Source organism: Micromonospora sp. CA-249363 (assembly GCF_050950185.1).
Lineage (GTDB): Bacteria > Actinomycetota > Actinomycetes > Mycobacteriales > Micromonosporaceae > Micromonospora.
Map to the genome: position 1 here is coordinate 2,817,368 of NZ_CP192020.1, position 20,730 is coordinate 2,838,097.

The window sequence follows — 20,730 nt, forward strand, 5'->3', positions numbered from 1 at the left end:
CGATTGATCAATAGCAAGACATATGGCTATTTTTTGGCTATCCTGGAACCCAGTGCTACCGGGATGTGACACATGGGCAACTGGGTGGTCTCCCTCGCCGGGCCTCGACAGATCAGTCTCGAGCCCTGCCCGCCAGATCCGCTCGGCCCCGGCCAGGTCCGGGTCCGCACCTGCTACTCGGGCATCTCCGCCGGCACCGAGCTGACCCTCTACCGGGGCAGCAATCCCCGGCTCCGCAAGGACTGGGACGACACCGCCCGCATGTTCGTCCCCCGTCAGGCCCCCGTGCCGTACCCGCTGGTCGGCTTCGGCTACGAGGAGGTCGGCGAGGTCGTCGAGGTGGCCGCCGAGGTCGCCGACCGGCATCCGGGCCAGCTCGTGTGGGGCATCTGGGGGCACCGCGCCGAGGCCGTGCTCCCCGCCGACGCCGTGCGTCCCCTGCCCGTCGGGCTGGACCCGCTGGCCGCGGTCTTCGCCCGGCCCGGCGCGATCGCGCTGACCGCCGTGCTCGCCGGCGACCTGCACCTGGGCGACTGGGTCGGTGTCTTTGGGCAGGGCGTCATCGGGCTGCTCGCCACCCGCCTCGCGGCCCTCTCGGGCACCCGGGTGGTGGCCGTCGACCGGGTGCCGGGCCGGCTGGCCCACGCCTCCCGCTACGGCGCACGGTCCACCGTGGACGCCGAGGTCCAGTCCGCCGCCGCCGCGCTGCGCGAGGCCACCGGCGGCCGGGGCGCGGACGTCTGCCTGGAGCTGTCCGGGGCGTACCCCGCGCTGCACGAGGCGATCCGCTCCACCGCACACGCCGGCCGGGTCGTGGCCGCCGGTTTCTACCAGGGCCAGGCCGACGGGCTCGGCCTCGGCGAGGAGTTCCACCACAACCGCATCCAGTTGGTGGCCGCCCAGGTCTCCGGGCCCACCCCCGCGCCGGGCATGGCCGGCCGGTGGACCGGTGACCGGGTGGCGCAGACCTTCATGGAGCTGGTGGCCGACCACAGCGTCGACCCGCTGCCGCTGGTCAGCCACATCGTCGACGCCAGCGCGGTCGCCGACGCCCTCGCGCTGCTCGACCGCGGCGCCGGTGACGTCCTCCAAGTGGTGTTGAGGTTCTAGATGACCACCATCGCGCTCGCCTGCCAGGAACAACTCCTGCCGGGCACCAACCTGATCCAGAAGTACGCCCTCGCCACCGCGCTCGGCTACCAGGGCATCGAACTACGCGGGCGCGGTGACCTCGCGTTCGCCCGCCGGCTGCCCGAGCTGCGCCGGGCGCGCGCCGCCGGCGTGGTGATGCCCACCGTCTGCGTCGAGATGACCCACTTCATCGGCGACTTCGACCCCGACCGGTCCGCCGACGCCGTGGCCAACCTGCGCTCGCAGCTCTCGGTCATCGCCGAGCTGGGCGGCATCGGGGTGATGACCCCCGCCGCCTGGGGGATGTTCTCCCGGCGACTGCCGCCGTTCGAGCCGCCACGCCCGCCGGCCGGCGACCGGCAGGTGCTCCTGGACGCCCTTGGCGAGCTGGGCGAACACGCCCGGGCCGAGGGGGTCACCCTCTTCCTCGAACCCCTCAACCGGTACGAGGACCACATGGTCAACCGGCTCGACGAGGCGGTCGCCCTCTGCGCGGCCCTCGCGCTGCCCTCGGTCCGGGTGGTCGCCGACACGTTCCACATGAACATCGAGGAGGACGACGTGCACCTGGCGCTGCGCGCCGCCGCGCCCTACCTCGGACACGTACAGGTCAGCGACTCCAACCGGTACCAACCCGGGGCCGGGCACCTGGACTGGCCGGGCCTCGTGCGGACCCTGCTGGAGCTGGACTACCAGGGTTGGCTGTCCCTCGAGTGCCGGCTGCGCGGCGACCCCGTCCGCGCCCTCGCCGAGGCCGTCACGGTGCTGCGGCACGCGCTGCCCCGCCGGGCCGCCGCATGACCGCCGGCGCCGTACCGGCCCGCATCGGCGGTACGGCCGAGCCGGCCGGGCTGAGCCGGCTGGCCGTCGCCACCCTCGACGCGAACTGGGAGCACGACCACACCGTGCCGTCGCGCACGCTGTACCCGCACCAGTGGAGCTGGGACTCGGCGTTCATCGCGATCGGCCTCGCCCACGTCCGGCCCGGGCGGGCCTGGCGGGAACTGGCGAGTCTGTTCCGGGCGCAGTGGGCCGACGGGCGCGTGCCACACATCGTGTTCAACCCGGCGCTGCGGGTCGGCGCGTACTTTCCCGGCCCGGAGCTGTGGCGCTCGGCCGACGTGCCGGGCGCCCCGGGCGTCGACACCTCCGGCCTCGTCCAGCCGCCGGTGCACGCGCTCGCCGCGCTGCTGGCCTACCGGCGCGCGCCCGACCAGAACGGCCTGGCGGCGCTGCGTCGGCTCTACCCGGGGCTGGTCGCCCAGCAACGCTATCTGGCCGAACGGCGGGACGTGGGCGGTGACGGGCTGGTGTGCGTCGTACACCCGTGGGAGTCGGGTCTGGACAACAGCCCCGCCTGGGACGAGCCGATGGCCGCGGTCGACGCCGAGGCGGCCGTCATGCGCGCGTACCGTCGGCACGACACCGCGCACGCCGACGCCGCGCACCGCCCCACGGACCTGGACTACGCGCGCTACCTGGCGATCGTGGCGGCCTACCGCGACCACGGCTACGCCGACCGTCACCTGGCCGACGACCATCCGTTCCTGGTGGAGTGCCCGCTGTTCAACGCGGCGTTCGGGTCCGCGGAGCACGCGCTGGCCGACATCGCCGCGCTGACCGGCTTCGACCCGGGCCCACACCGGGTCCGCGCGGACCGCGTCACCGAGGCGTTGGTACGACGGCTGTACGACCCGGACACCGGCACGTTCCAGCCCCGCGACCTGCGCACCGACCGGCTCGTCGGCGCGCGTACCGTGCTCGGGCTCGCGCCGCTGCTCCTGCCCAACCTGCCCGCCCGCCAGGTCGACGCGCTCGTCGCGGAGGCGACGTCGCCGCGCTTCGGGGTGGCCCGGCGGATGGACCGGCCGCTGCCCAGCTACGACCGCACCGCGCCGGACTTCGAACCGCTGCGCTACTGGCGCGGCCCGAGCTGGTTGAACATCGGCTGGCTGGTACGGCGCGGCCTGGCGACCCACGGGCATCCGGAGCTGGCCGCCGGACTGCGCCGCTCGATGATCGATCTGGTGGCCGGCGCGGGCTGCCACGAGTACTTCCACCCCGACACGGGGGCCGGGCTGGGCTCACCGGCGTTCGGGTGGACCGCCGCACTGCTGCTCGACCTGCTCGCCGCCTGAGCGCCCTCGGCCGTCGTCAGGTGGTAGCGTGCCCGGTCCCGACGGGGCGGGAGGCGACGTGCGCGACATCGCCGAGGTGGCCTGGCTCGGGTACGCCGACCGGCACCGCACCTCCCCGGTCGACCAGCTCATCTTCGACCACCTGCTGGCTGCGGACCTGCTGCGCTGAGCCGGGTCCGGCGCTGTTTGCCCCCGTCGAGCGCGGGTAACCGCCCGGCGTGACCGACAGCGCGGGCGGCGACGGGTTTCCGCACTTCATCGACGCGGTGTCGCGGCGGTCCGGCCTACCGACCGGGCAGGCCGCCGCCCTCGCCCGCGCGGTGCTCACCACGATGGCGGAACGCGTCGCCGGCGGCGCGCCCGACCCCGCCGGGCACCTTCCCGACCAGATCGACGGTTACCTGTACGACTTCGCGCCGGACACCCACCCGACCGGCTCGGCCATCGTCGCTGAAGGGCTCGACACCGGTGTGGGCCTCGACGTCGGCGGACCGGTCACGCCGCCGCCCATGGACGCCGGTCCGGTGGATTTCCTGCGCCGGGTGAGCCAGCGTGCCGGAGTGGACGCGGCCACCGCACGCCTGGGCACGGGGGCCGTCTTCGCGACCCTGCGTGAGGCGGTGACCGTACGGGAGTTCCACGAGATGGTGGCCCGACTGCCCCGCGACGGGGATCCGTCCGATCTCGCGTGATCCACACCAGATCGCCGACGTGGGTGGATCCCGAAGCGCCGAAGCCGCCACATCGCCGATCCGGTGTGGATCAAGGGCGTCACCCGTCGGCGTCGGACAGCTCCTCGGGCTCGGTGACCCAGGCGGAGAAGACCGGCACCCCGTGCCACGGGCCGGTGGTCCCGTCCGCCCTGCTGTCGGTGGCGACGGCCACCACCGCGTACGGGTGGCCGAAGCGCAGCTCGGCAGTGCGGGCGACCCCCTCCGGGGGCAGGCTGACCGTGCCGAACATGCCGGTCACCGCCGCCGCCTCGAACCCGTACCGGCCGTACCGGGCCATCGCCACCTGCCCCGCCTCGAAGCCGGCAACGGGTTGGTCGAGGGCCCGGGCCAGTGTCACGGTCGCGGCCTCGAAGCCCAGCGTCTCGGCGGTGAGATCGTGCTCGCTGCGCGCCGACCAGCAGGGGAGCACCGCCTGGTGCCGCTCCTCGCGGCCGTCGCGCGCACTTGTCCGTACCCGCTCCTCGCGCAGTGTCCACAGCGAGGTCTCACCGAGCGGCAGGTCGAACAGTGACCGCCGACCCGCCGGTTGCGCGCCGTCGGCCGCGCCGACACTGAGACGGTACGCGGTGGCGAGCACATCGGCCGCCGGCACGTGCGGCGCGGCGGCCACCGAGAGAACCACCAGCCCCGCTCCGTCGGTCGGCTGGGCCCGGGCGCTGTGCACGATCACGTCGCCGGCCCCCTCGGTCGCGACGATGGCGCCCTGGTGCCCGTGGCTCGGGCTGTGCAGCGCCTGGCGCAGGTCGCCCGCCCAGGCGCTGCCGGGACCGAGCGCCCGCGCGTCGGTGACGTCGAACGGCGCGGCCCACGAGATCCGGGTGGCGAGCGCGCTGGCCAGGGCGAACACCACGTCCGGGCGGACCTTCAGAGGGAACGTCTCGATCAGGCCGTCGGTGTGCTCGCGCGCCCAGGCGTCCAACCCGGCCTGGTCGGGGAGCGCGCCGACCTCGGTCGTCGCGGGAAGCGTTGCTCGCCATCCGGCCGGCTCGTCGACTCCTCGACCCGCTCGGAGCCACAACGCCGTGGCGGACGCGACCAGCGGATGCGGCGCGTCCAGCAGCGTCCGGGCCACCTCCGCCGCGCTCACCAGGTCGGTGCCGAGCGCCGCCACCAGGGCCGCAGCCGTCGCGTCCGGGCCGGTCGGCGCGTCCGGGCCGGCGGTGTCCGAGCCGGTCGCCCGGCCGGCTCCGGTCGTCGCGGCGCTGAGGGCGAGCAGCAGCCAGGCGCCGAGCGGGGAGGCCACGTGGTGCCGGTCGCCGATGGTGGCGTGCAGCCGTTCGGCGTACGCGGACAGCGGGCCGTGCAGGTCGGTCGTCATGCCTCCACTCTGCCCGGCACGAGCCGGTACGGCATCCGCACCGACCCCGGTCACGACCACAGCTCGAACGGCTCGTCGATCCGCTCGCCGGCCAGGAAGGGCGTGATCAGCCGGGGGAGCTGACCGGGATAGAAGCGCTCGGCGCTGGCCACCACGTCGGCCAACGGCCACCAGCGGAAGCCGAAGTAGTCCTCCCGCTCGTAGTCGAGCCGGTCGGTCTCGTCCACGTCGGGGCCGGGGCCGGCCAGTCGTACGGCGACGATCACCTCGTCCTGCACGTGGCGCAACTGGCGGTGCAGGAAGCTGGCCCGCCGCCGCCAGGTCGGTGCGCCCACCTGGTCGGCGGTGACGATGATGCCGGTCTCCTCGCGCAACTCCCGCACGGCGGTCTCGCGGTACGTCTCGCCCGCGTCCATGCCGCCGCCGGGCAGCTCCCACCAGGTGCCGAGCCGAGGGTGGTCGGGGTCGCGGGTGTGGAACAGCAGCACCCGGTCGTCGTCGTCGCGGACCACTACGCGTACCGCACGGCGCTCGAGGATCGGCAGGTCGTCGGGCAGTTGGTCCATCGGCTCAGTCTGCCGCAGTGCGCCGGCTCCGGGGGTCCGTGCGCGGGCCGGTAGGCTGCCCGCCGTGGCTGGTCTGTTGAGGAACGTGGCGCAACGCATCTCCCGGGTGGGCGCGGCAATTCCGTCGCCCCGGCGTACCGGGCCGTCTCCGGCGCGGGTGGCCCGCCCCCGCCAGGTGAACGCGTTGCAGCGGCGCGAGCTGAGCTACGCGCCGGAGGTCGACGGCCAGGCCGACCCGGGTGAGATCGTCTGGACCTGGGTGCCGTACGAGGACGATCCCCGCCAGGGCAAGGACCGCCCGGTGCTGGTGGTCGGGCGGCACAGCCGGACGCTGTTCGGGTTGATGCTGTCCAGTCAGAGCGAGCGCGACGGGCAGCGGCACTGGTTCGCGCTCGGCCCCGGCGAGTGGGACCGGGACAAGCGGCCGAGCTGGGTCCGGCTGGACCGTGTGCTCACCATGCGCGAGGACAGCATCCGCCGCGAGGGCGCCGTGCTGGACCGGCCCCGGTTCGACCGGGTGGGGCAGGCGCTGCGCGCCGGCTACGGCTGGCGCTGACCGTACCCCTTCGGGGGTGGGCCGGCCGGTCAGGCCGGCTCGCGGCTGGGACCGACCGCCGCGCCCTGCGCGTCCGGCGGCGGGTACGGCTGGTCGGCGAGCAGCCGGGCCAGGTGGGCGCTGTTGAGGGCCAGGGCCTTGGTGGTACGACCGGTGGTGTCCGGTTTGGGTCCGACGTCGCGGTAGTCCACCGTGTGCAGGGCCTCGCCGACCCAGTAGGTCGCGCCGGCCGCGGCGACGGTGAAGCCCACCTCGTTGAGCGCCCCCTGCACCTCGGCGATGGTGTGGTGCGCGCCGTCCTCGTTGCCGACGACCGCGACGCCGGCCACCTTGCCGTAGGTGAGCAGCCGCCCCTCGTCGTCGGTCTCGGACAGCTCGGCGTCGAGGCGTTCGAGCACCATCTTGGTGACGCTCGCGGGCTGGCCGAGCCAGATCGGCGTCGCGATGATGAGGATTTGCGCGGCGAGCAGCTTCGCGCGAATGGCGGGCCAACCGTCGCCGTCGCCCTCGTCGGTCGACACCCCGAAGCGCACGCCGTGGTCGACCACCCGGACGATCTCGCCGTCCACGCCCTGACGGGCCAGTTCGTCCAGCACCTCCCGGCCCAACTGCTCGGAGCTGGAGGGGGCGGGCGACGGCTTGAGGGTGCAGTTGAGGACGAGGGCACGGATGTTCGGCACGAGGGTTCCTTCCGTCGATCAGCAAAGCCGTCCCTCCGCGTACCCCGGCACCGGAACGAATCACGCTCCGGACCGATAAAACCGCCACCCCTCCCGAATCAGGAGCGCGTGATCAAGAGGTTTGCGTCAGAATCCGGGCCGAGAGTGACGCGAACTTCTTGATCACCGCCGTAGGGGTGGGGTGGGTGGGTGTGGGGTTGGACGTGGTGGGGTGGGTTTCGGCGGAGTTCGGGCTTGAGCTGTCCACGGTGGACGAGGTGGCGCACGGGGCTGATCTGCGGGCCCGGCTGTGGCGGGGTGCGACGGGTGACGGCGCCCGGTATGCCGTCAAGGTCAGCGGTGGCGGTACGCCGGCCGGTCTGATCGTGGCCGCGCACCTGGCCGAGCGGGGCGTGCCCGGCATCGCGGCGCCGGTCCGCACCCGTGACGGGCGTCTGTACGCCGAGCGTGACGGGGTACGGCTCTCCGTCGTCCCCTGGGTCTCCGATCTGCGAGCGCTGGACGGCCCGATGACCGAGGCGCACTGGCGTTCCTACGGCGAACTGCTGGCCGCCGTGCACGCGGTCCCGGTGACCGGTGAACTGGAACGGCTGCTGCCGGGCGGCGGTGACGCGTACCCCTTGATCATGGCCGCGACCCGGGACGTGGCCGGACGGCTTCGCGACCAGGCCGACTCCGGCGATCCGCTGGTCGCCGAGCTGGCCGCCGTCTGGTCGGCGAACGCCGACCGGGTGTCCACCGTGCTCGGTGGGGTCGAACGACTCGCCTCCGGCCGGTCGGGGCCGGCGGTGGTCTGCCACGGTGATCCCCACCTGGGCAACCTGCTGCTCGGTCCGGACGGCCAGGTCTGGTTGATCGACTGGGACGACGCGGTGCTCGCGGCGCGCGAGTGTGACCTGATGTTCGTGGTGGGCGGGGTGCTCGCCTTCGCGCCGATCACTCCCGAGCAGGAGAGGGCCGTGCTCGCCGGGTACGGCGGCGTCGACATCGACGCCGTGCGGCTGGCCTGGTTCCTCGCGGTACGCGCGCTCGACGACCTCAGCGACTGGACCCGCCAGGCGTTGGACCCGACCGCGAGCCCCGACGATCGCGCGACGGCCGCCCGGATCGTCCGGGGGCTCGTGTCCCCGGTCGGCCTGGTCACCCTCGCCCACACCGCGCTGCGGGCCCTGGACGGGCGGCGCTAGGTGTTCTGTCCGGAGAGGGCGCTGTCGACGAGTTGGCGCGGCGCCCGTGGGCCGGAGAGGCTCTTCGCCTGGTACATGGCCGCGTCGGCCCGGCTGAGCGCGTCGGTGAGCTGGGCCGGGCCGGTCACCGGTGCGAGCCCCACCGACGCGGTGACCCGGACGCTGCACCCGGTCAGCCGGATCGGCGCGGCGACGGTCTCGCTGAGGCGGCGGGTGGCGTGTTCGATCCACCGCCGGTCGACGGTCGGGCTGGCGAGCAGCCCCGCGAACTCGTCGCCGCCGAGGCGGGCGACGAGGTTGTCGCCCGCGAACCCGGCCAGTCGTTCGGCGACGCTGATCAGCACCTGGTCGCCGGCGGCGTGCCCGTACCGGTCGTTGATCTGCTTGAAGTCGTCGAGGTCGAGCACGATGGCGATCAGCGGCTGGCCGTCGGCGTTGGTGAGCAGGGCGGCCGCGAGACGGTAGAAGGCGCGGCGGTTGGGCAGCCCGGTGAGGGGGTCGTGGCTCGCGGCGTGCCGTTCGGCGGCCAGTTCGGCCTGGAGGTGCTCGATCTCGGCCTCGGCCCGCACGGCCCGGCGGCGCAGCTGCCACGAGGAGAGCAGGGCCCCGGCGGCACAGACACCGGAGGCGACGCTCATCGGATCCGGCAGGAGACCTCCCATCGCCGCGACCGCCTCCAGCCTTGTGTCTGCGCGGCGCGGTGCCGCGTCGGGGCCAGTTTTCCCTGGTCGCTACCCCGCTCGGGGTAACGCAAAGTGAACGGATAAGCACCGATCACGTGCGTTATCATGCTCGCCATCCGGTGCAGATGCAATAGCAGATGCACGTGCATAACGGCCCGACCTCGATACCGCACCTCGCCGCGTCACCGCTCCTCCCACGGGCACCGGCGGGCTCGTGAGCAGAAAGACGCCTCTCATGCAGCAGCCACCCAATGGCGTTCCGATCCATCAGTTGCCCCCTTTGAGCTGGCAGAAGAGCCGCCGTAGCAACCCGAGCGGCAACTGTGTCGAGCTCGCCGAACTGCCCGGGGGCGCCGGCATCGCCGTCCGCAACTCGCGTCATCCGGAGGGGCCGGCGCTGATCTACACAGTGGACGAGATCGCCGCCTTCGTGCTCGGCGCCCGGGACGGGGACTTCGATCACCTGATCAACTGACCGGCCGCGCAGGGCGGTCCCAGCGATGGGACTGAATCGCCGGTCCGGAGGAGTTCACCTCACTGTCGGTCCATGGCATGCTTACACGTCGGTCGGGCTCGGTGCCCGGCCGCGTCGTCGGTATCCGGAGGTCCGCACGTGACGATGGTTCCCGCCGAGGGCGGCCCGACAACCGGGCCGACCGTGCTGCGCATGCTGCTCGGCGCCCAGCTACGTCGGCTGCGGGAGTCCAGCGGGGTGACCCGGGAGGGCGCCGGGTGGGAGATCCGCTCCTCCGAGTCGAAGATCAGCCGGATGGAGCTGGGCCGGGTCGGCTTCAAGGAACGGGACGTCTCCGACCTGCTCACCCTGTACGGCGTCAGCGACGAGGGGGAGCGCCAGGCGCTGCTCAAGCTCGCGCGGGACGCCAACAGTCCCGGCTGGTGGCACCGTTACGGCGACGTGCTGCCGAGCTGGTTCCAGTCGTACCTGGGCCTGGAGGCGGCGGCGGCGCTGATCCGCAGCTACGAGGTGCAGTTCGTCCCCGGCCTGTTGCAGACCCGGGAGTACGCGCGGGCGGTGGTGCTGCTCGGGCACGGCGGCGCCGGCGTCGCCGAGATCGACCGTCGCGTCGACCTGCGGATGCAGCGCCAGCAACTGCTGCTCAGGGACAAGCCGCCGCTGCTCTGGGCCGTGGTGGACGAGGCGGCGCTGCGCCGCCCGATCGGCGGTCCCGAGGTGATGCGGGGCCAGCTCACTGCGCTCATCGAGGCGACCAAGTCGCCCACCGTCCGCCTCCAGGTCATCCCCTTCGCCGCCGGTGGTCACGCGGCGGCCGGTGGCGCCTTCACCATCCTGCGCTTCGGCGACCAGGAGCTGCCCGACATCGTCTACATCGAACAGTTGACCAGCGCCCTCTACCTGGACAAGCGCGACGACCTCGACTACTACGCGGTGGCCATGGAGCGGCTCTGTGTCGAGGCGGAGCCGCCGGAGCGTACGCCGGAGATCCTGGGCCGGTTGCTGGAGGAGGTCTACCCGCAGTGATGGTGCCCTGAGGGCACGCGCGGGTTCGTTCGTATTGACCGTTGCCGAGGTGTCCGGCTAGTCTCTGTATCGATCCAGTCTGAATCGATACAGAGGGGCGTCGAGTGAAGCCGACACTGCAAGCCGTGGCGGACGCCGTCGGTGTCTCCCGCAGCACCGTGTCCAATGCGTACAGTCGCCCCGACCAGCTCTCCTCGGCCCTGCGCGAGCGGATCCTCGCCGCCGCGCGCCAGCTCAACTACCCGGGTCCCAACCCGACCGCCCGCTCCCTGCGCCGTGGCTTCGTCGGCTCGATCGGGGTCCTGTTCACCTCGCAGTTGTCGTACGCCTTCACCGACCCCTTCGCCGTCCGCTTCCTCGCCGGAGTGGGGGCAGCGACCGAGCGACACGGCACCAGCATGTTGCTCGTGCCCCTGCCGCGAGCGCAGGTCGACGCCCGGCGGGCCGTGGAGAACGCCGCCGTCGACGGCTTCTGCGTGTACTGCGTCGCCGACGAGGAGTGGGCGCTCGACGTCATCCGGGCGCGCGGCCTGCCGTACGTCAGCACGGCCGCACGCGACGACGCCGCCGCCGACGAGCGGTTCGTCGGCATCGACGAGCGGGCCGCCGCGCGCAGCGTCGCCGCGCACGTGGCCGGTCTCGGTCACCGGCGGGTCGCCCTGCTGGTGGACTCCGTCCTGCCCGACGCGCCCGCCGGCCCGGTGACCCTGGCCGGGTTCGACCAGGCCCCGCACCCGACGACCCGGGGCCGGCTCGCCGGCTTCGCCGACGCGTTCGCCGAGGTCGGCGTCGCCTGGCCGGAGCTGACACTGCTCAACGCGACCGGCAACAGCGGCCACGCCGCCGCGGCCGCCGTCGCCGGGCTCTTCGACCGGCCCGAGCCGCCCACCGCCGTGCTGGCCGGCTCCGACGTGCTCGCCCTCGGCGTGCTCGACGCCCTGGCCCGGCGACCGGGCGGCACCCACCCGCCGGTCTCGGTGACCGGCTTCGACGACGTCCCCGAGGCGGCGGCGGCCGGCCTCACCACCGTCCGGCAGCCGGCCGAGGAGAAGGGCCGGATCGCCGCCGAACTGCTGCTCGACCCACCTGCGGACGCTGCCGCAGGTCACGTGCTGCTACCCACCGAACTCGTCGTCCGGTCCTCCACCGGACCTCACCTGAGGAGTTGACCATGGAACACCCGACCGGATACGTCACCGCCCTCGACGCCATGAGCCGCCACGTCAACTCGGCCCGCCCGGACGCCCCGGTCGTCGTCGAGCGCGCCCGCCGGCCGCTGTTCGCCCCCACCCGGCAGGTGACCGCCGTTGCCCTGCGTCGGCTCGCCGACCGGATCCAGCCCCGGCCGGTGCCGCGCTGCTCCTGAGCCGCCGCCCATTTCGGCACTCCGGGGACGAAAAGTGCCGGTCCGGGCACGCAGGGTGGTCGATCGAGCACTCGCCGGGCAGACTGGTCTGGCCATGTCACCCTTCACGCCCACCCTCCGCCTCCACGACCGCTACGTCCTGCACGAGCGGATCGGGCTCGGTGGCATGTCCGAGGTGTGGCGGGCCGACGACGAGGTGCTCGGCCGGCCGGTGGCGATCAAGGTGCTCGCCGGCCAGCTCGCCACCGACCCGCACCTGCGGGCCACCATCCAGCGCGAGGCCCGCGCGGCCGCCCGGCTGACCCACCCGCACGTCACCCAGGTGTACGACTACGCCGAGGCGACCCTGGCCGGCGGTGTCGTCGTCCCGTACCTGGTGATGGAGCTGGTCGAGGGCCACAACCTGGCCGACCGGCTGCGCTCCGGCCCGCTGCCCTGGCCGGAGGCGGTCCGGGTGGCCGGGCACATCGCCGCCGCGCTGGCCGCCGCGCACCGCATCGGGGTGGTGCACCGCGACGTGAAGCCGGGCAACGTCATGCTCACCGACACCGGGGCCAAGGTGCTCGACTTCGGCATCGCCGCGCTCGGCGGGCTCGACAGCCAGTCCGGCGAGCCGGTGATGGGCACCCCCGCGTACTTCGCCCCCGAGCGCCTCGCCGCCGGTCCACCCGACCCGGCCAGCGACGTGTACGCCCTCGGGGCGCTGCTCTACCGCATGCTCACCGGCGCGGCGCCCCTGCCCGTACAGAGCTGGGAGGACGCCATCGAGGTGCACCGGCGCGGCACACCGGTGCCGCCGCTGCGAGTGCCCGGCCTCCCCGCCGACATCGCCGAGCTGACCCTCGCCTGCCTCGCCGCCGACCCGGCCCGTCGGCCCAGCGCCGCACAGCTCGCCCGCCGGTTCGGCGCCGGCCAGCCGGTCGAGCCACCCACCGAGCTGCTCCGGATCGTCCCGGCGGCCCACCCGCCCACCCTCATCGACCGCTCTGCCGCCCGGCCCGCGCCGATCCTGTCCGCACCGGTCCGCCGCCGTACGCGCCGGCCCCTGGCGCTCGCCGTCGCGGCCGGCCTCGCCGTGCTGGTCGGCCTCGGCGCGCTGCTCGCCCAGGGCTTCGGCGCACCGGACACGTCCGGCCCGGCCCCGGTGGCCGCCCCGTCGTCGCCCTCCACCACCACGCCCCCGCCCCGTACGCAGTCACCGAAGCCGCCGACGTCGGCCTCCCCGTCGCCCCGCCCCAGCAGCGCCGCGCCCTCGACCGTCGGGCAGCAGGTGCCGGTCAGCTTCCGCCAGGTCAGCGACGAGTTCGCGCAGGTGCTCGCCGTGGCGGTGGCCCGTGGCGACGTCGACCGCAAGACCGCCGAGGACCTGCGCGACGATCTCGCCGACGTGAACCGACGGACCCGGGACCGCGAGCGGCGCATCGCCGACCTGCGGGACACCATCGCCGAGCTGGTGGACCGTGGCCGACTGCCCCGGCAGACCGCCGCCCAGCTCGACGCGCTGCTGGCCCAGACCCGTGAGCTACCCGCCGGTCGCGCCGACGACTGAGTAGTCTCACCGGCATGACGACGCAGACGTACCGCCTCGCCGTGCCCGGCGCCGACCTGGCCTACGACGTCCGCGGTCCACTGCCTCCGACCAGCGGGCACCGCGTGTTGCTCATGATCGGTCAGCCGATGACGGCGGAGGGCTTCGGGGCGATCGCCCCGCACCTCGAGGACCGCACGGTCGTCACGTACGACCCGCGCGGGCTCGGTCGGAGCACCCGCAGCGACGGCCACTCCGACCAGACGCCCCAGCAGCAGGCGGCCGACCTGCACCTGCTGGTCGAGGCCCTCGATGTCGGACCGGTGGACGTGTTCGCCAGCAGCGGCGGCGCGGTGACCGCGCTCGAACTCGTCGCGACCCACCCCGGCGACGTCGCCACGCTGGTGGCGCACGAGCCGCCGATCAACGCGGTGCTCCCGGACGCCGCCGCAGCCGAGCGCGCTCGGAACGCCTTCTACGAGGCGTACCAGGCCAAGGGATTCGGCGCCGGCATGGCCGCCTTCATCGCGATGACGTCGTGGCAGGGCGAGTTCACCGACGCCTACTTCGCCCAGCCCGCCCCCGACCCCGCGATGGTCGGCATGCCGACCGAGGACGACGGCAGCCGCGACGATCCGCTGCTGTCCGACAGCTCGTGGGCCATCACCGACTACCGCCCCAATGCGGCCGTCCTCACGGCCGCCTCGACCCGGATCGTGATCGCGGTCGGCGCGGAGTCGACGGGCACCTACACCGCCCGTACGGCCCACGGGACGGCGGCGCTGCTCGGCCAGGAGGCCGTGGTGTTCCCGAGTCACCACGGCGGCTTCCTCGGTGGCGAGCACGGATACGCGGGCAGGCCAGAGGAGTTCGCCGCGCGGCTTCGCGAGGTTCTGGACGCCGACTGATGCCCTCGTCCGTCCGGACGGTTGATCCATCCGCGGACGTCGCTGGCATGATGGGCCGATGCGAACACGGCTGATCTTCGTGCGTCACGGTGAGTCGGTCCACCAGGTCGACGGGATCGTGGGCGGCCCGCACGGGTGCCGAGGGTTGACGTCGCTCGGCCACGACCAGGCCCACCGGCTGGCCCAGCGACTCGTCGACGACTACGCCGTCGAGGGGTCGGTGGCGGTGTACTCGTCCGTGCTGCGCCGCGCCGTCGAGACCGCGCAGCCCATCGCTGCGGCGTTCGGCGTCCGGCCGCTGGCCGACTGCGGCCTCTGCACCTGGCACACCCCGCCGTACGCCGACGGTCTGCCGGTCACCCGCTTCCGTACCGAGCACGCGGTGCCCGGCGGGGGAGTGTTCCGCCCGTTCGAGGACGGCAACGAGAGCTGGGCCGAACTGGTCGTGCGCGTCAGCCGCGCCGTCATGGAGATCGCGCACCGGCACCGGGGCGGCACCGCGGTCCTGGTCGGCCACAGTGAAACCGTGGAGGGTGCCTTCCACGCGCTCGCCGCGCAGCCGATCTTCCGGTCGTTCGACCTGGACGTGCCGCCGGCGTCGATCAGCGAGTGGGTCACCGACCACGACACCGGCGGCTGGCCGCCGGCCCGCTGGACGCTGCGCCGCTTCGGGGACGCCGTCCCGGTGGGCTAGCTCTGCTCGCTGAGGATCTGCTCGCGCAGGATCTCCGCGTGCCCGCAGTGCTGCGCCAGCTCCCGCAGGACGTGCAGGTAGACCCAGCGCAGGGGCAGCGGGCCGCGCCGGTTGCCGCGCAGGGTGTCGTCCAGACCCAGCGACGCCGTCGCGCGGCGCGACGCCTCGCACGCCTCGCGGTGGGCCTGCTGGATGCTGGCGACGGTGTCGCCGTCGTCGAGGATGAACGACTCGTCGGGCGTGGCCGGGATGCCGATCTCGGCACGTGACCGGCACGTGACCGCCTCGTCGAACCAGACCTTCTCCACGAAGGCCGCGTGCTTCACCAGACCCAGCAGTGTCGTCCGCGACGGCACCAGCGAGCGCCGTGCCTGCTCCTCGGTCAGCCCGTCCAGGGCCTCGTTGAGCGTGCGGCGGTGCTCGTCGATGAAGGTCTCGATCTGCGTCTGGGCGGGCTGATCGATGACGTCGTCGGCGAAGGTGGGCGGGAAGACGGTCATGGACCGAAGCATGTCAAAGGCCGTGGCCCGAGATCAACCATGGCTCACCCGCCGAACGAGACGAGTGCGCCGCGTTCGTCGAAGACCGCCGTACCCGCCCAGGCGATCTCCCACCGGTTGCCCTCCGGGTCGGCGATGTACGCCGATCGGCCACCCCACGAACGGTCGGTCGGCGCTGCCACGGCGGTCGCTCCCGCCGCGACAGCCGCCGCGAAAGCCGCGTCGACCTCCGTGGGGTCGTCGACGTTGCAGGCCAACGTCACGCCGGACCAGCCGCCCGGATCGGGGACACCCGGTGCCGCCTCGGCCGCCAGGTCGGGCAGCGGATAGAGGGCGAGGAGCACCCCTCCGAGCAGGAACGCCGACCAGCCGTCGTCGCTGGCGGGCAGCTCCGGCCAGCCCAGGGACCGGTAGAAGGTTCGCAACCGGCTCAGGTCGCGGGCGCCCAGGGTGATCACGGACAGCCGGGGAGGGATCGCGCTCATCGCCCGATCCTGCCGCACCGGTACGACACCACGCCCGGCGTCCTCACCGGATCGAGGCCGCCGCCCACTCACCCGGCGTCGTGCCGACCCCGGCGGCCACGTCACCCCGCGGCGTCCAGATGGCCGAGCCGCCGGCCGCCTCGCGGTAACCGCCGCCGGTCGACCCGGCGAAGCTCGCCATCGCCACCCAGAACCCGTGCGTCGCGACGATTCGGCGCGCCCGCTCGTCCGGCACGGCGGCGTCCCGGGCCGACTCCAGCACGCCCGCCGCGTACACGTCGATCCCCAGCGCCGCCGTCGTCTCCGCGTGCGCGGCGACGCCGGTGTCCTTGCACACCGCCAGCCCGATCCGCCATCCGTCCACCTCGAGCACGCCCGGTGTGTCGCCCGGCCGGAACCGCTGCCCCTCCACGCCGCCGAGGCACATCTTCCGGTACGCCACGCTCACCCCGCCGCCGGTCACCGCCAGCACTCCGATGTGGTCACCGGCCACCGGCGCGCCGGCCAGCGCCACCGTGCCCACCTCGGCGCACGCCTCGACAAGCGGCGTCAACCGCCGGTCGTCCAGCGGCACGGTCGGCGCCTGCAACTCGTACCCCGTCAGGGACAGCTCCGGAAAGACCACCACCCGGGCGCGCGCCGCGCGGACCGCGTCGGCGTGCGCCCGCGCGTTCTGTTCGACATCCAGGGGTACGCACGGCGGCTGCGCCACCGCGAGCCGCAGTGGGGTGCGGTTTTCCGCACCCCCGCCGGTGTGGGCGGCCCGCGGCGTCGGAGGGTCCGCCTCATGGTCGATTCTCAGGATCGGTTCGTAGCGTGGGGGCATGATTCGAACGTCGCACGCCGTCCTCGCCACCGGAACCCCCGCCGCCGCGGCCGAACCGCCCGAGGGCGGCGTCGTCGGGTACGTCAGCGATCTGGTGGAACGGCTCGGCGGGCCGGGGGCGGGTCTGGCGGTGGCGCTGGAGAACCTGTTCCCGCCGATCCCCAGCGAGGTCATCCTGCCGTTGGCCGGGTTCGTGGCCGCGCAGGGTCGGATCAGCCTGGTCGGCGCCATCTTCTGGACCACGCTGGGCTCGGTGCTGGGCGCGCTGGCGCTCTACCTGATCGGCGCCTCCCTGGGCCGCGAGCGGATGCGTGCCATCGTCGCTCGACTGCCCCTGGTGAAGCTCAGCGACGTCGACCGTACCGAGGCGTGGTTCCTACGACACGGCGTGAAGGCGGTGTTCTTCGGCCGGATGATTCCGATCTTCCGGAGCCTGATCTCCATCCCCGCCGGGGTGGAGCGGATGCCGGTGCGGATCTTCCTGCTCTACACGACGCTGGGCAGCCTGATCTGGAACACCACCTTCGTGCTCGCCGGCTACCTGCTGGGTGACAACTGGCACCTCGTCGAGGGCTACGTCGGCACACTCCAGAACGTCGTCATCGTCGCGTGCGTCGCGGGTGTCGCCTGGTTCGTCGGCTCACGGGTGCTGAAGGCCCGCCGCTCCGCGCGGAACCCCGGATCGGACTCGGAAGTCTCTCGCCACGGTGCGTCGGCGGCAGGAACGCCGGACCCCGACGGTCGGGGCACCCTCTACCGGGGCGCCTCCTGGGCCTCGGACGAGCGCTAGCCGGCCGCCTCCGAGATGTCTCCGGTGCGGCGCAACGAAGACCGGACCGGTCCGTGGTGGGCGCGGCTGCGGCTGCCGGTGGGCGTCGCCGCCGGAAGCGCGACGGCCGTCGTCGAGCTCGGCTTCCTGGCCGTCGCGGCGGTCGCGCTCGCCGCGTCCGCCCTCACGCCCACGGCCGGCCGCCGGACCGCGGAGCTGACCAGACGGTACGCCGGACAGCTCGTACGACTGGAACGTCGGCGCCTCGCCGGTCTGCTCGCCGTGAACGAGCCGCCCGCGACACACGAGGTGTCCACCCGGCGGCAGGTCGGCTACCTGGCGGCGCGGCTGCTGCCCGGCACGCTCGGCCTGCTGGCGTACGCCGTGCTGGGCATCGGCCTGGTGCTCGCGGGGATCGTGCTGCGTGCGGCGGTACGCGGCGAGTTGAGCCTCCTCGACGCGCTGGCTCAGGTCGCCGTGGGGGCGGTGCTGCTCCTGCTCAACGTCCAGGCGCTCGCCAGCGTCGCCGCGCTGGACGTCCGGCTCGCCCGGCGGCTGCTGCGCCCCGGGCACCGGGCGGAGCTGACCCGGCGGGTGCAGGAGCTGACGAGCAGCCGGGCAGCGGTCATCGCGGCGGTCGACGCGGAACGGCAGCGCATCGAACGCGACCTGCACGACGGCCTCCAGCAGCGGCTGGTCGCCCTCGGCATGCTGCTCGGGAGGGCCCGCCGCGCCCGGGACGCCGACCGCGCCCGGGACCTGGTCGCCCAGGCACACGAGGACGTGCAGCGGGCCGTCGCAGAGTTGCGGGAGGTGGCGTGGCGGGTCTACCCGTCGGCGTTGGACGCCAGCGATCTGGGTGAGGTGCTGTCCATGGTCGCCCGTGGCTCCGAGGTGCCGGTACGGATCCGCTGCGACCTGCCGTCGCGCCCGGCGCGACAGATCGAGACGGTGCTCTACTTCGTGGCCTGCGAGGCGCTCACCAACGCCGCGAAACACGCCGCCGCTACCCTGGTGACGGTCGAGATCGGGGTACGGGAAGGGTGGATCCGCATGCGGGTGCGCGACGACGGCGTCGGCGGCGCGGATCTCACCGGGCGCGGGCTGTCCGGGCTGGCCCGACGGGTCGCCGCGCTGGACGGACGGCTCGGCGTGACGAGTCCGGTCGGCGGTCCGACCACCGTGCTCGCGGAACTGCCGTGCGGCTAGTTCTCGCCGAGGACTCGACGCTGCTCCGGGAGGGCCTCACCCGGCTGCTGATGGAGGAGGACCACGAGGTGGCCGCGGCCGTCGGCACCGCCGACGAGCTTGTCGAAGCGGTCGGTCGGTCCCGTCCCGACGTGGTCGTCACCGATGTCCGGATGCCGCCCACCCACACCGACGACGGGTTGCGTGCCGCGTTGGAGATCCGCGAGCGTTGGCCCGATACCGGGGTCCTCGTGCTCTCCCAGTACGTCGAGCGGCGCTACGCCGCCCGGCTGCTCGCGGACCGCCCCGAAGGAATCGGTTACCTGCTCAAGGACCGGGTCGCCCAGGTGGACGACTTCCTCGACGCCCTCGACCGGGTCGCCGCCCGGGGCACGGCGCTCGACCCGGAGGTGGTTCGCCAGGTCGTCGCCGGATCGGAGCGAGCCGACCCGTTCGGCCGACTCACCCCGCGCGAACGGGACGTCCTGCACGAGATGGCCCAGGGGCACACCAACGCCGCTGTCGCACAGCGGTTGCACGTGTCGCAGAGCGCCGTGGAGAAGCACGTCAACGCGATCTTCGACAAGCTCGGCCTCGCCCACACGACGGGCTACAGCCGCCGTATCCTCGCGATCCTGCGCTACCTGGGCACGCCCTAGCCCTGTCGCTCGGGCCGGCCCCGATCCGCTTGACCGAAACGACTTCACCGATATGGCGGTGTCGACCGGTCCCGGATACCCCGAGTTCGGCGATCTCGCGTCGGTCACCAAGTCGGATCGACTCGGGTGGGGCGCGATGTCCGGTTGTGAGGCCCGTGTGGTGACCGGCCGCACTCGTGGGCTGGAATCGTGGCCGGCCGGGGGTCGTTACACACCCTGACGATCGCAGGAGCACGGGTCGGACGCCCCCACGGGCCGCCCGCCTGCGGGAATGGCCCGGATCCCCGGGTCGTTGTACCCGGTCCGCGGCGCCCGAGCCCCCCGGCTCGCAGGCCGCCGCCCCCAGACTCTGCAAGCGCCCGGACGAGGTGCTGACACCCCGCATCACCGATCCCCCCGAACGGTGACGCGGTGGGTGTTTCCTACCCCCGAAGGAGCAACCCCCATGAACACGATCTTCCGTAAGAGCATGCTGTCCGTTGCTGGTCTCGCGTTCGCCGGTGGCGTCTTCGCCGGCCCGATCGCCCATGTCGCCGCCCCGAGCACCGACTCGCGGCCGGTCGCCGTGGTGCAGGCCGACAAGCCCGACACGAGCAAGCTGATCCCGCACGGCACCCAGGGCGACCAGTCGCACATCACCCTGAACGACGAGCAGACCGCCAACGTCAAGGCCATCATCGCGGCCACGAAGAAGGCCGGCCTGCCCGAGCGGGCGGCGGTCATCTCGATCGCGACGAGCCTGCAGGAGTCGAAGCTGGAGAACCTGGGTCACCTCGGCGACGCCAACGACCACGACTCGCTGGGCCTGTTCCAGCAGCGCCCGTCCAGTGGTTGGGGCACCCCGGAGCAGATCACCGATCCGGAGTACTCGACGACGGCGTTCCTCAAGGGCCTGCGTCAGGTTGACGGCTGGCAGGACATGCCGCTGACCGACGCCGCGCAGACCGTGCAGGTCTCGGCCTACCCGGACGCGTACGCCCAGTGGGAGCAGCAGGCCGCCGACCTGGTCGGCCAGTACTGGAACAGCTGACCACCGCACGACCCGACCGACGGCCGGCATCCGCAACGGGTGCCGGCCGTCGGTGTATCCGCAGATCGTCGAGCGAGGCGGGAACACCCGGAGGCGTCGGCTGGTTGTGAACCAGTGTCGGTGTGACTCAGTGTCCCCGGGCCTCACCTACATAGCCCTCGCGGAATACCGTTCGGCTGGAGCCGCGTCGCGCCACTCGCCGAGAGGCGACCTGCACACCGACACCAGCGCCGCCCCCGACCACGGTCGGGGGCGGCGCTTTTTCTGTCCGCCGGGCACCCGT

General features: G+C 73.3%; 25 protein-coding genes. 18 read left to right on the top strand and 7 right to left on the bottom strand.

The window, feature by feature from the left end; all coding sequences use genetic code 11:
- The first annotated feature begins 72 nt into the window (after positions 1 to 72).
- Genes ACQPZK_RS12880 through ACQPZK_RS12900 form a run of 5 tightly spaced genes read left to right on the top strand, consistent with a single transcriptional unit; the run spans position 73 to position 3,961 of the window.
- Positions 73 to 1,110 (top strand): zinc-dependent alcohol dehydrogenase, encoded by a 1,038-nt coding sequence (locus tag ACQPZK_RS12880; RefSeq protein ID WP_433538513.1) that lies wholly within the window; start codon positions 73 to 75, stop codon positions 1,108 to 1,110.
- The gene (locus ACQPZK_RS12885; protein WP_433538514.1) at positions 1,111 to 1,932 is read left to right on the top strand and encodes a TIM barrel protein; all 822 of its coding nucleotides are present in this window, start codon (positions 1,111 to 1,113) and stop codon (positions 1,930 to 1,932) included.
- The gene (locus tag ACQPZK_RS12890) at positions 1,929 to 3,269 is read left to right on the top strand and encodes an MGH1-like glycoside hydrolase domain-containing protein (RefSeq protein WP_433538515.1); all 1,341 of its coding nucleotides are present in this window, start codon (positions 1,929 to 1,931) and stop codon (positions 3,267 to 3,269) included. The genes ACQPZK_RS12885 and ACQPZK_RS12890 overlap by 4 nt, the downstream gene beginning before the upstream one ends.
- A gap of 28 nt (positions 3,270 to 3,297) precedes the next feature.
- The gene (locus ACQPZK_RS12895; protein WP_433538516.1) at positions 3,298 to 3,438 is read left to right on the top strand and encodes a hypothetical protein; all 141 of its coding nucleotides are present in this window, start codon (positions 3,298 to 3,300) and stop codon (positions 3,436 to 3,438) included.
- Positions 3,439 to 3,487: 49 nt separating this feature from the next.
- The gene (locus tag ACQPZK_RS12900) at positions 3,488 to 3,961 is read left to right on the top strand and encodes a DUF2267 domain-containing protein (protein WP_433538517.1); all 474 of its coding nucleotides are present in this window, start codon (positions 3,488 to 3,490) and stop codon (positions 3,959 to 3,961) included.
- A gap of 79 nt (positions 3,962 to 4,040) precedes the next feature.
- Here the strand turns inward: ACQPZK_RS12900 and ACQPZK_RS12905 are convergent, their stop codons facing one another.
- Together ACQPZK_RS12905 and ACQPZK_RS12910 are read right to left on the bottom strand one after the other, a co-directional pair.
- The gene (locus tag ACQPZK_RS12905) at positions 4,041 to 5,321 is read right to left on the bottom strand and encodes a hypothetical protein (protein WP_433538518.1); all 1,281 of its coding nucleotides are present in this window, start codon (positions 5,319 to 5,321) and stop codon (positions 4,041 to 4,043) included.
- A gap of 50 nt (positions 5,322 to 5,371) precedes the next feature.
- On the bottom strand, positions 5,372 to 5,887 hold the full coding sequence (locus ACQPZK_RS12910; RefSeq protein WP_433538519.1) for an NUDIX hydrolase: 516 nt from the start codon (positions 5,885 to 5,887) through the stop codon (positions 5,372 to 5,374).
- A gap of 64 nt (positions 5,888 to 5,951) precedes the next feature.
- On the opposite strand from ACQPZK_RS12910, the gene ACQPZK_RS12915 reads away from it, so the two are divergent.
- Positions 5,952 to 6,443: a type II toxin-antitoxin system PemK/MazF family toxin gene (locus tag ACQPZK_RS12915; protein ID WP_355050009.1), complete on the top strand. Its 492-nt coding sequence runs from the start codon at positions 5,952 to 5,954 to the stop codon at positions 6,441 to 6,443.
- 29 nt (positions 6,444 to 6,472) lie between these two features.
- Here ACQPZK_RS12915 and ACQPZK_RS12920 read toward each other — a convergent pair whose 3' ends face one another.
- Positions 6,473 to 7,123 (bottom strand): flavodoxin family protein, encoded by a 651-nt coding sequence (locus ACQPZK_RS12920; RefSeq protein WP_433538520.1) that lies wholly within the window; start codon positions 7,121 to 7,123, stop codon positions 6,473 to 6,475.
- A 185-nt stretch (positions 7,124 to 7,308) separates the two neighbouring features.
- On the opposite strand from ACQPZK_RS12920, the gene ACQPZK_RS12925 reads away from it, so the two are divergent.
- On the top strand, positions 7,309 to 8,310 hold the full coding sequence (locus ACQPZK_RS12925) for a phosphotransferase enzyme family protein (RefSeq protein WP_433538521.1): 1,002 nt from the start codon (positions 7,309 to 7,311) through the stop codon (positions 8,308 to 8,310).
- Here ACQPZK_RS12925 and ACQPZK_RS12930 read toward each other — a convergent pair.
- Positions 8,307 to 8,960 (bottom strand): GGDEF domain-containing protein, encoded by a 654-nt coding sequence (locus tag ACQPZK_RS12930; protein ID WP_433539194.1) that lies wholly within the window; start codon positions 8,958 to 8,960, stop codon positions 8,307 to 8,309. The genes ACQPZK_RS12925 and ACQPZK_RS12930 overlap by 4 nt on opposite strands.
- Positions 8,961 to 9,228: 268 nt before the next feature.
- Between ACQPZK_RS12930 and ACQPZK_RS12935 the strand changes: the two genes are divergently transcribed.
- From ACQPZK_RS12935 to ACQPZK_RS12965, 7 genes are all read left to right on the top strand, one after another.
- A complete protein-coding gene (locus tag ACQPZK_RS12935; RefSeq protein ID WP_074309213.1) occupies positions 9,229 to 9,468 on the top strand; it encodes a DUF397 domain-containing protein in 240 nt (79 codons plus the stop codon).
- Positions 9,469 to 9,606: 138 nt separating this feature from the next.
- Positions 9,607 to 10,494 carry a helix-turn-helix domain-containing protein gene (locus ACQPZK_RS12940; protein ID WP_433538522.1) on the top strand — a complete coding sequence of 296 codons (888 nt, stop codon included), beginning with the start codon at positions 9,607 to 9,609 and terminating at the stop codon, positions 10,492 to 10,494.
- Positions 10,495 to 10,619: 125 nt separating this feature from the next.
- The gene (locus ACQPZK_RS12945) at positions 10,620 to 11,663 is read left to right on the top strand and encodes a LacI family DNA-binding transcriptional regulator (protein WP_433538523.1); all 1,044 of its coding nucleotides are present in this window, start codon (positions 10,620 to 10,622) and stop codon (positions 11,661 to 11,663) included.
- A 2-nt stretch (positions 11,664 to 11,665) separates the two neighbouring features.
- Positions 11,666 to 11,860: a hypothetical protein gene (locus ACQPZK_RS12950; RefSeq protein WP_433538524.1), complete on the top strand. Its 195-nt coding sequence runs from the start codon at positions 11,666 to 11,668 to the stop codon at positions 11,858 to 11,860.
- Between the two features lie 94 nt (positions 11,861 to 11,954).
- Positions 11,955 to 13,409, top strand: a complete 1,455-nt coding sequence (locus ACQPZK_RS12955; RefSeq protein WP_433538525.1) for a serine/threonine-protein kinase — start codon at positions 11,955 to 11,957, stop codon at positions 13,407 to 13,409.
- 14 nt (positions 13,410 to 13,423) lie between these two features.
- The gene (locus tag ACQPZK_RS12960) at positions 13,424 to 14,296 is read left to right on the top strand and encodes an alpha/beta fold hydrolase (protein WP_433538526.1); all 873 of its coding nucleotides are present in this window, start codon (positions 13,424 to 13,426) and stop codon (positions 14,294 to 14,296) included.
- A gap of 58 nt (positions 14,297 to 14,354) precedes the next feature.
- Positions 14,355 to 14,990: a histidine phosphatase family protein gene (locus ACQPZK_RS12965; RefSeq protein WP_433538527.1), complete on the top strand. Its 636-nt coding sequence runs from the start codon at positions 14,355 to 14,357 to the stop codon at positions 14,988 to 14,990.
- On the opposite strand, the gene ACQPZK_RS12970 is transcribed toward ACQPZK_RS12965, so the two are convergent.
- From ACQPZK_RS12970 to ACQPZK_RS12980, 3 genes are read right to left on the bottom strand one after another with little or no spacing between them, the layout of a single operon-like run.
- Positions 14,987 to 15,490 (bottom strand): DinB family protein, encoded by a 504-nt coding sequence (locus ACQPZK_RS12970; protein ID WP_433538528.1) that lies wholly within the window; start codon positions 15,488 to 15,490, stop codon positions 14,987 to 14,989. The two genes, ACQPZK_RS12965 and ACQPZK_RS12970, sit on opposite strands and share 4 nt — an antisense overlap.
- Positions 15,491 to 15,534: 44 nt before the next feature.
- Entirely contained in the window at positions 15,535 to 15,975 is a 441-nt protein-coding gene (locus tag ACQPZK_RS12975) for a VOC family protein (protein WP_433538529.1), read from the bottom strand.
- A 43-nt stretch (positions 15,976 to 16,018) separates the two neighbouring features.
- Entirely contained in the window at positions 16,019 to 16,801 is a 783-nt protein-coding gene (locus ACQPZK_RS12980) for a carbon-nitrogen hydrolase family protein (protein WP_433538530.1), read from the bottom strand.
- Between ACQPZK_RS12980 and ACQPZK_RS12985 the strand changes: the two genes are divergently transcribed.
- From ACQPZK_RS12985 to ACQPZK_RS13000, 4 genes are all read left to right on the top strand, one after another.
- A complete protein-coding gene (locus ACQPZK_RS12985; RefSeq protein ID WP_433538531.1) occupies positions 16,800 to 17,591 on the top strand; it encodes a DedA family protein in 792 nt (263 codons plus the stop codon). The genes ACQPZK_RS12980 and ACQPZK_RS12985 overlap by 2 nt on opposite strands.
- A gap of 24 nt (positions 17,592 to 17,615) precedes the next feature.
- The gene (locus tag ACQPZK_RS12990) at positions 17,616 to 18,779 is read left to right on the top strand and encodes a sensor histidine kinase (protein ID WP_433538532.1); all 1,164 of its coding nucleotides are present in this window, start codon (positions 17,616 to 17,618) and stop codon (positions 18,777 to 18,779) included.
- The gene (locus ACQPZK_RS12995; RefSeq protein WP_433538533.1) at positions 18,770 to 19,417 is read left to right on the top strand and encodes a response regulator transcription factor; all 648 of its coding nucleotides are present in this window, start codon (positions 18,770 to 18,772) and stop codon (positions 19,415 to 19,417) included. Before ACQPZK_RS12990 ends, ACQPZK_RS12995 begins: the two co-directional genes overlap by 10 nt.
- A gap of 445 nt (positions 19,418 to 19,862) precedes the next feature.
- Positions 19,863 to 20,447 (top strand): hypothetical protein, encoded by a 585-nt coding sequence (locus ACQPZK_RS13000; protein ID WP_433538534.1) that lies wholly within the window; start codon positions 19,863 to 19,865, stop codon positions 20,445 to 20,447.
- Positions 20,448 to 20,730: the final 283 nt, after the last annotated feature.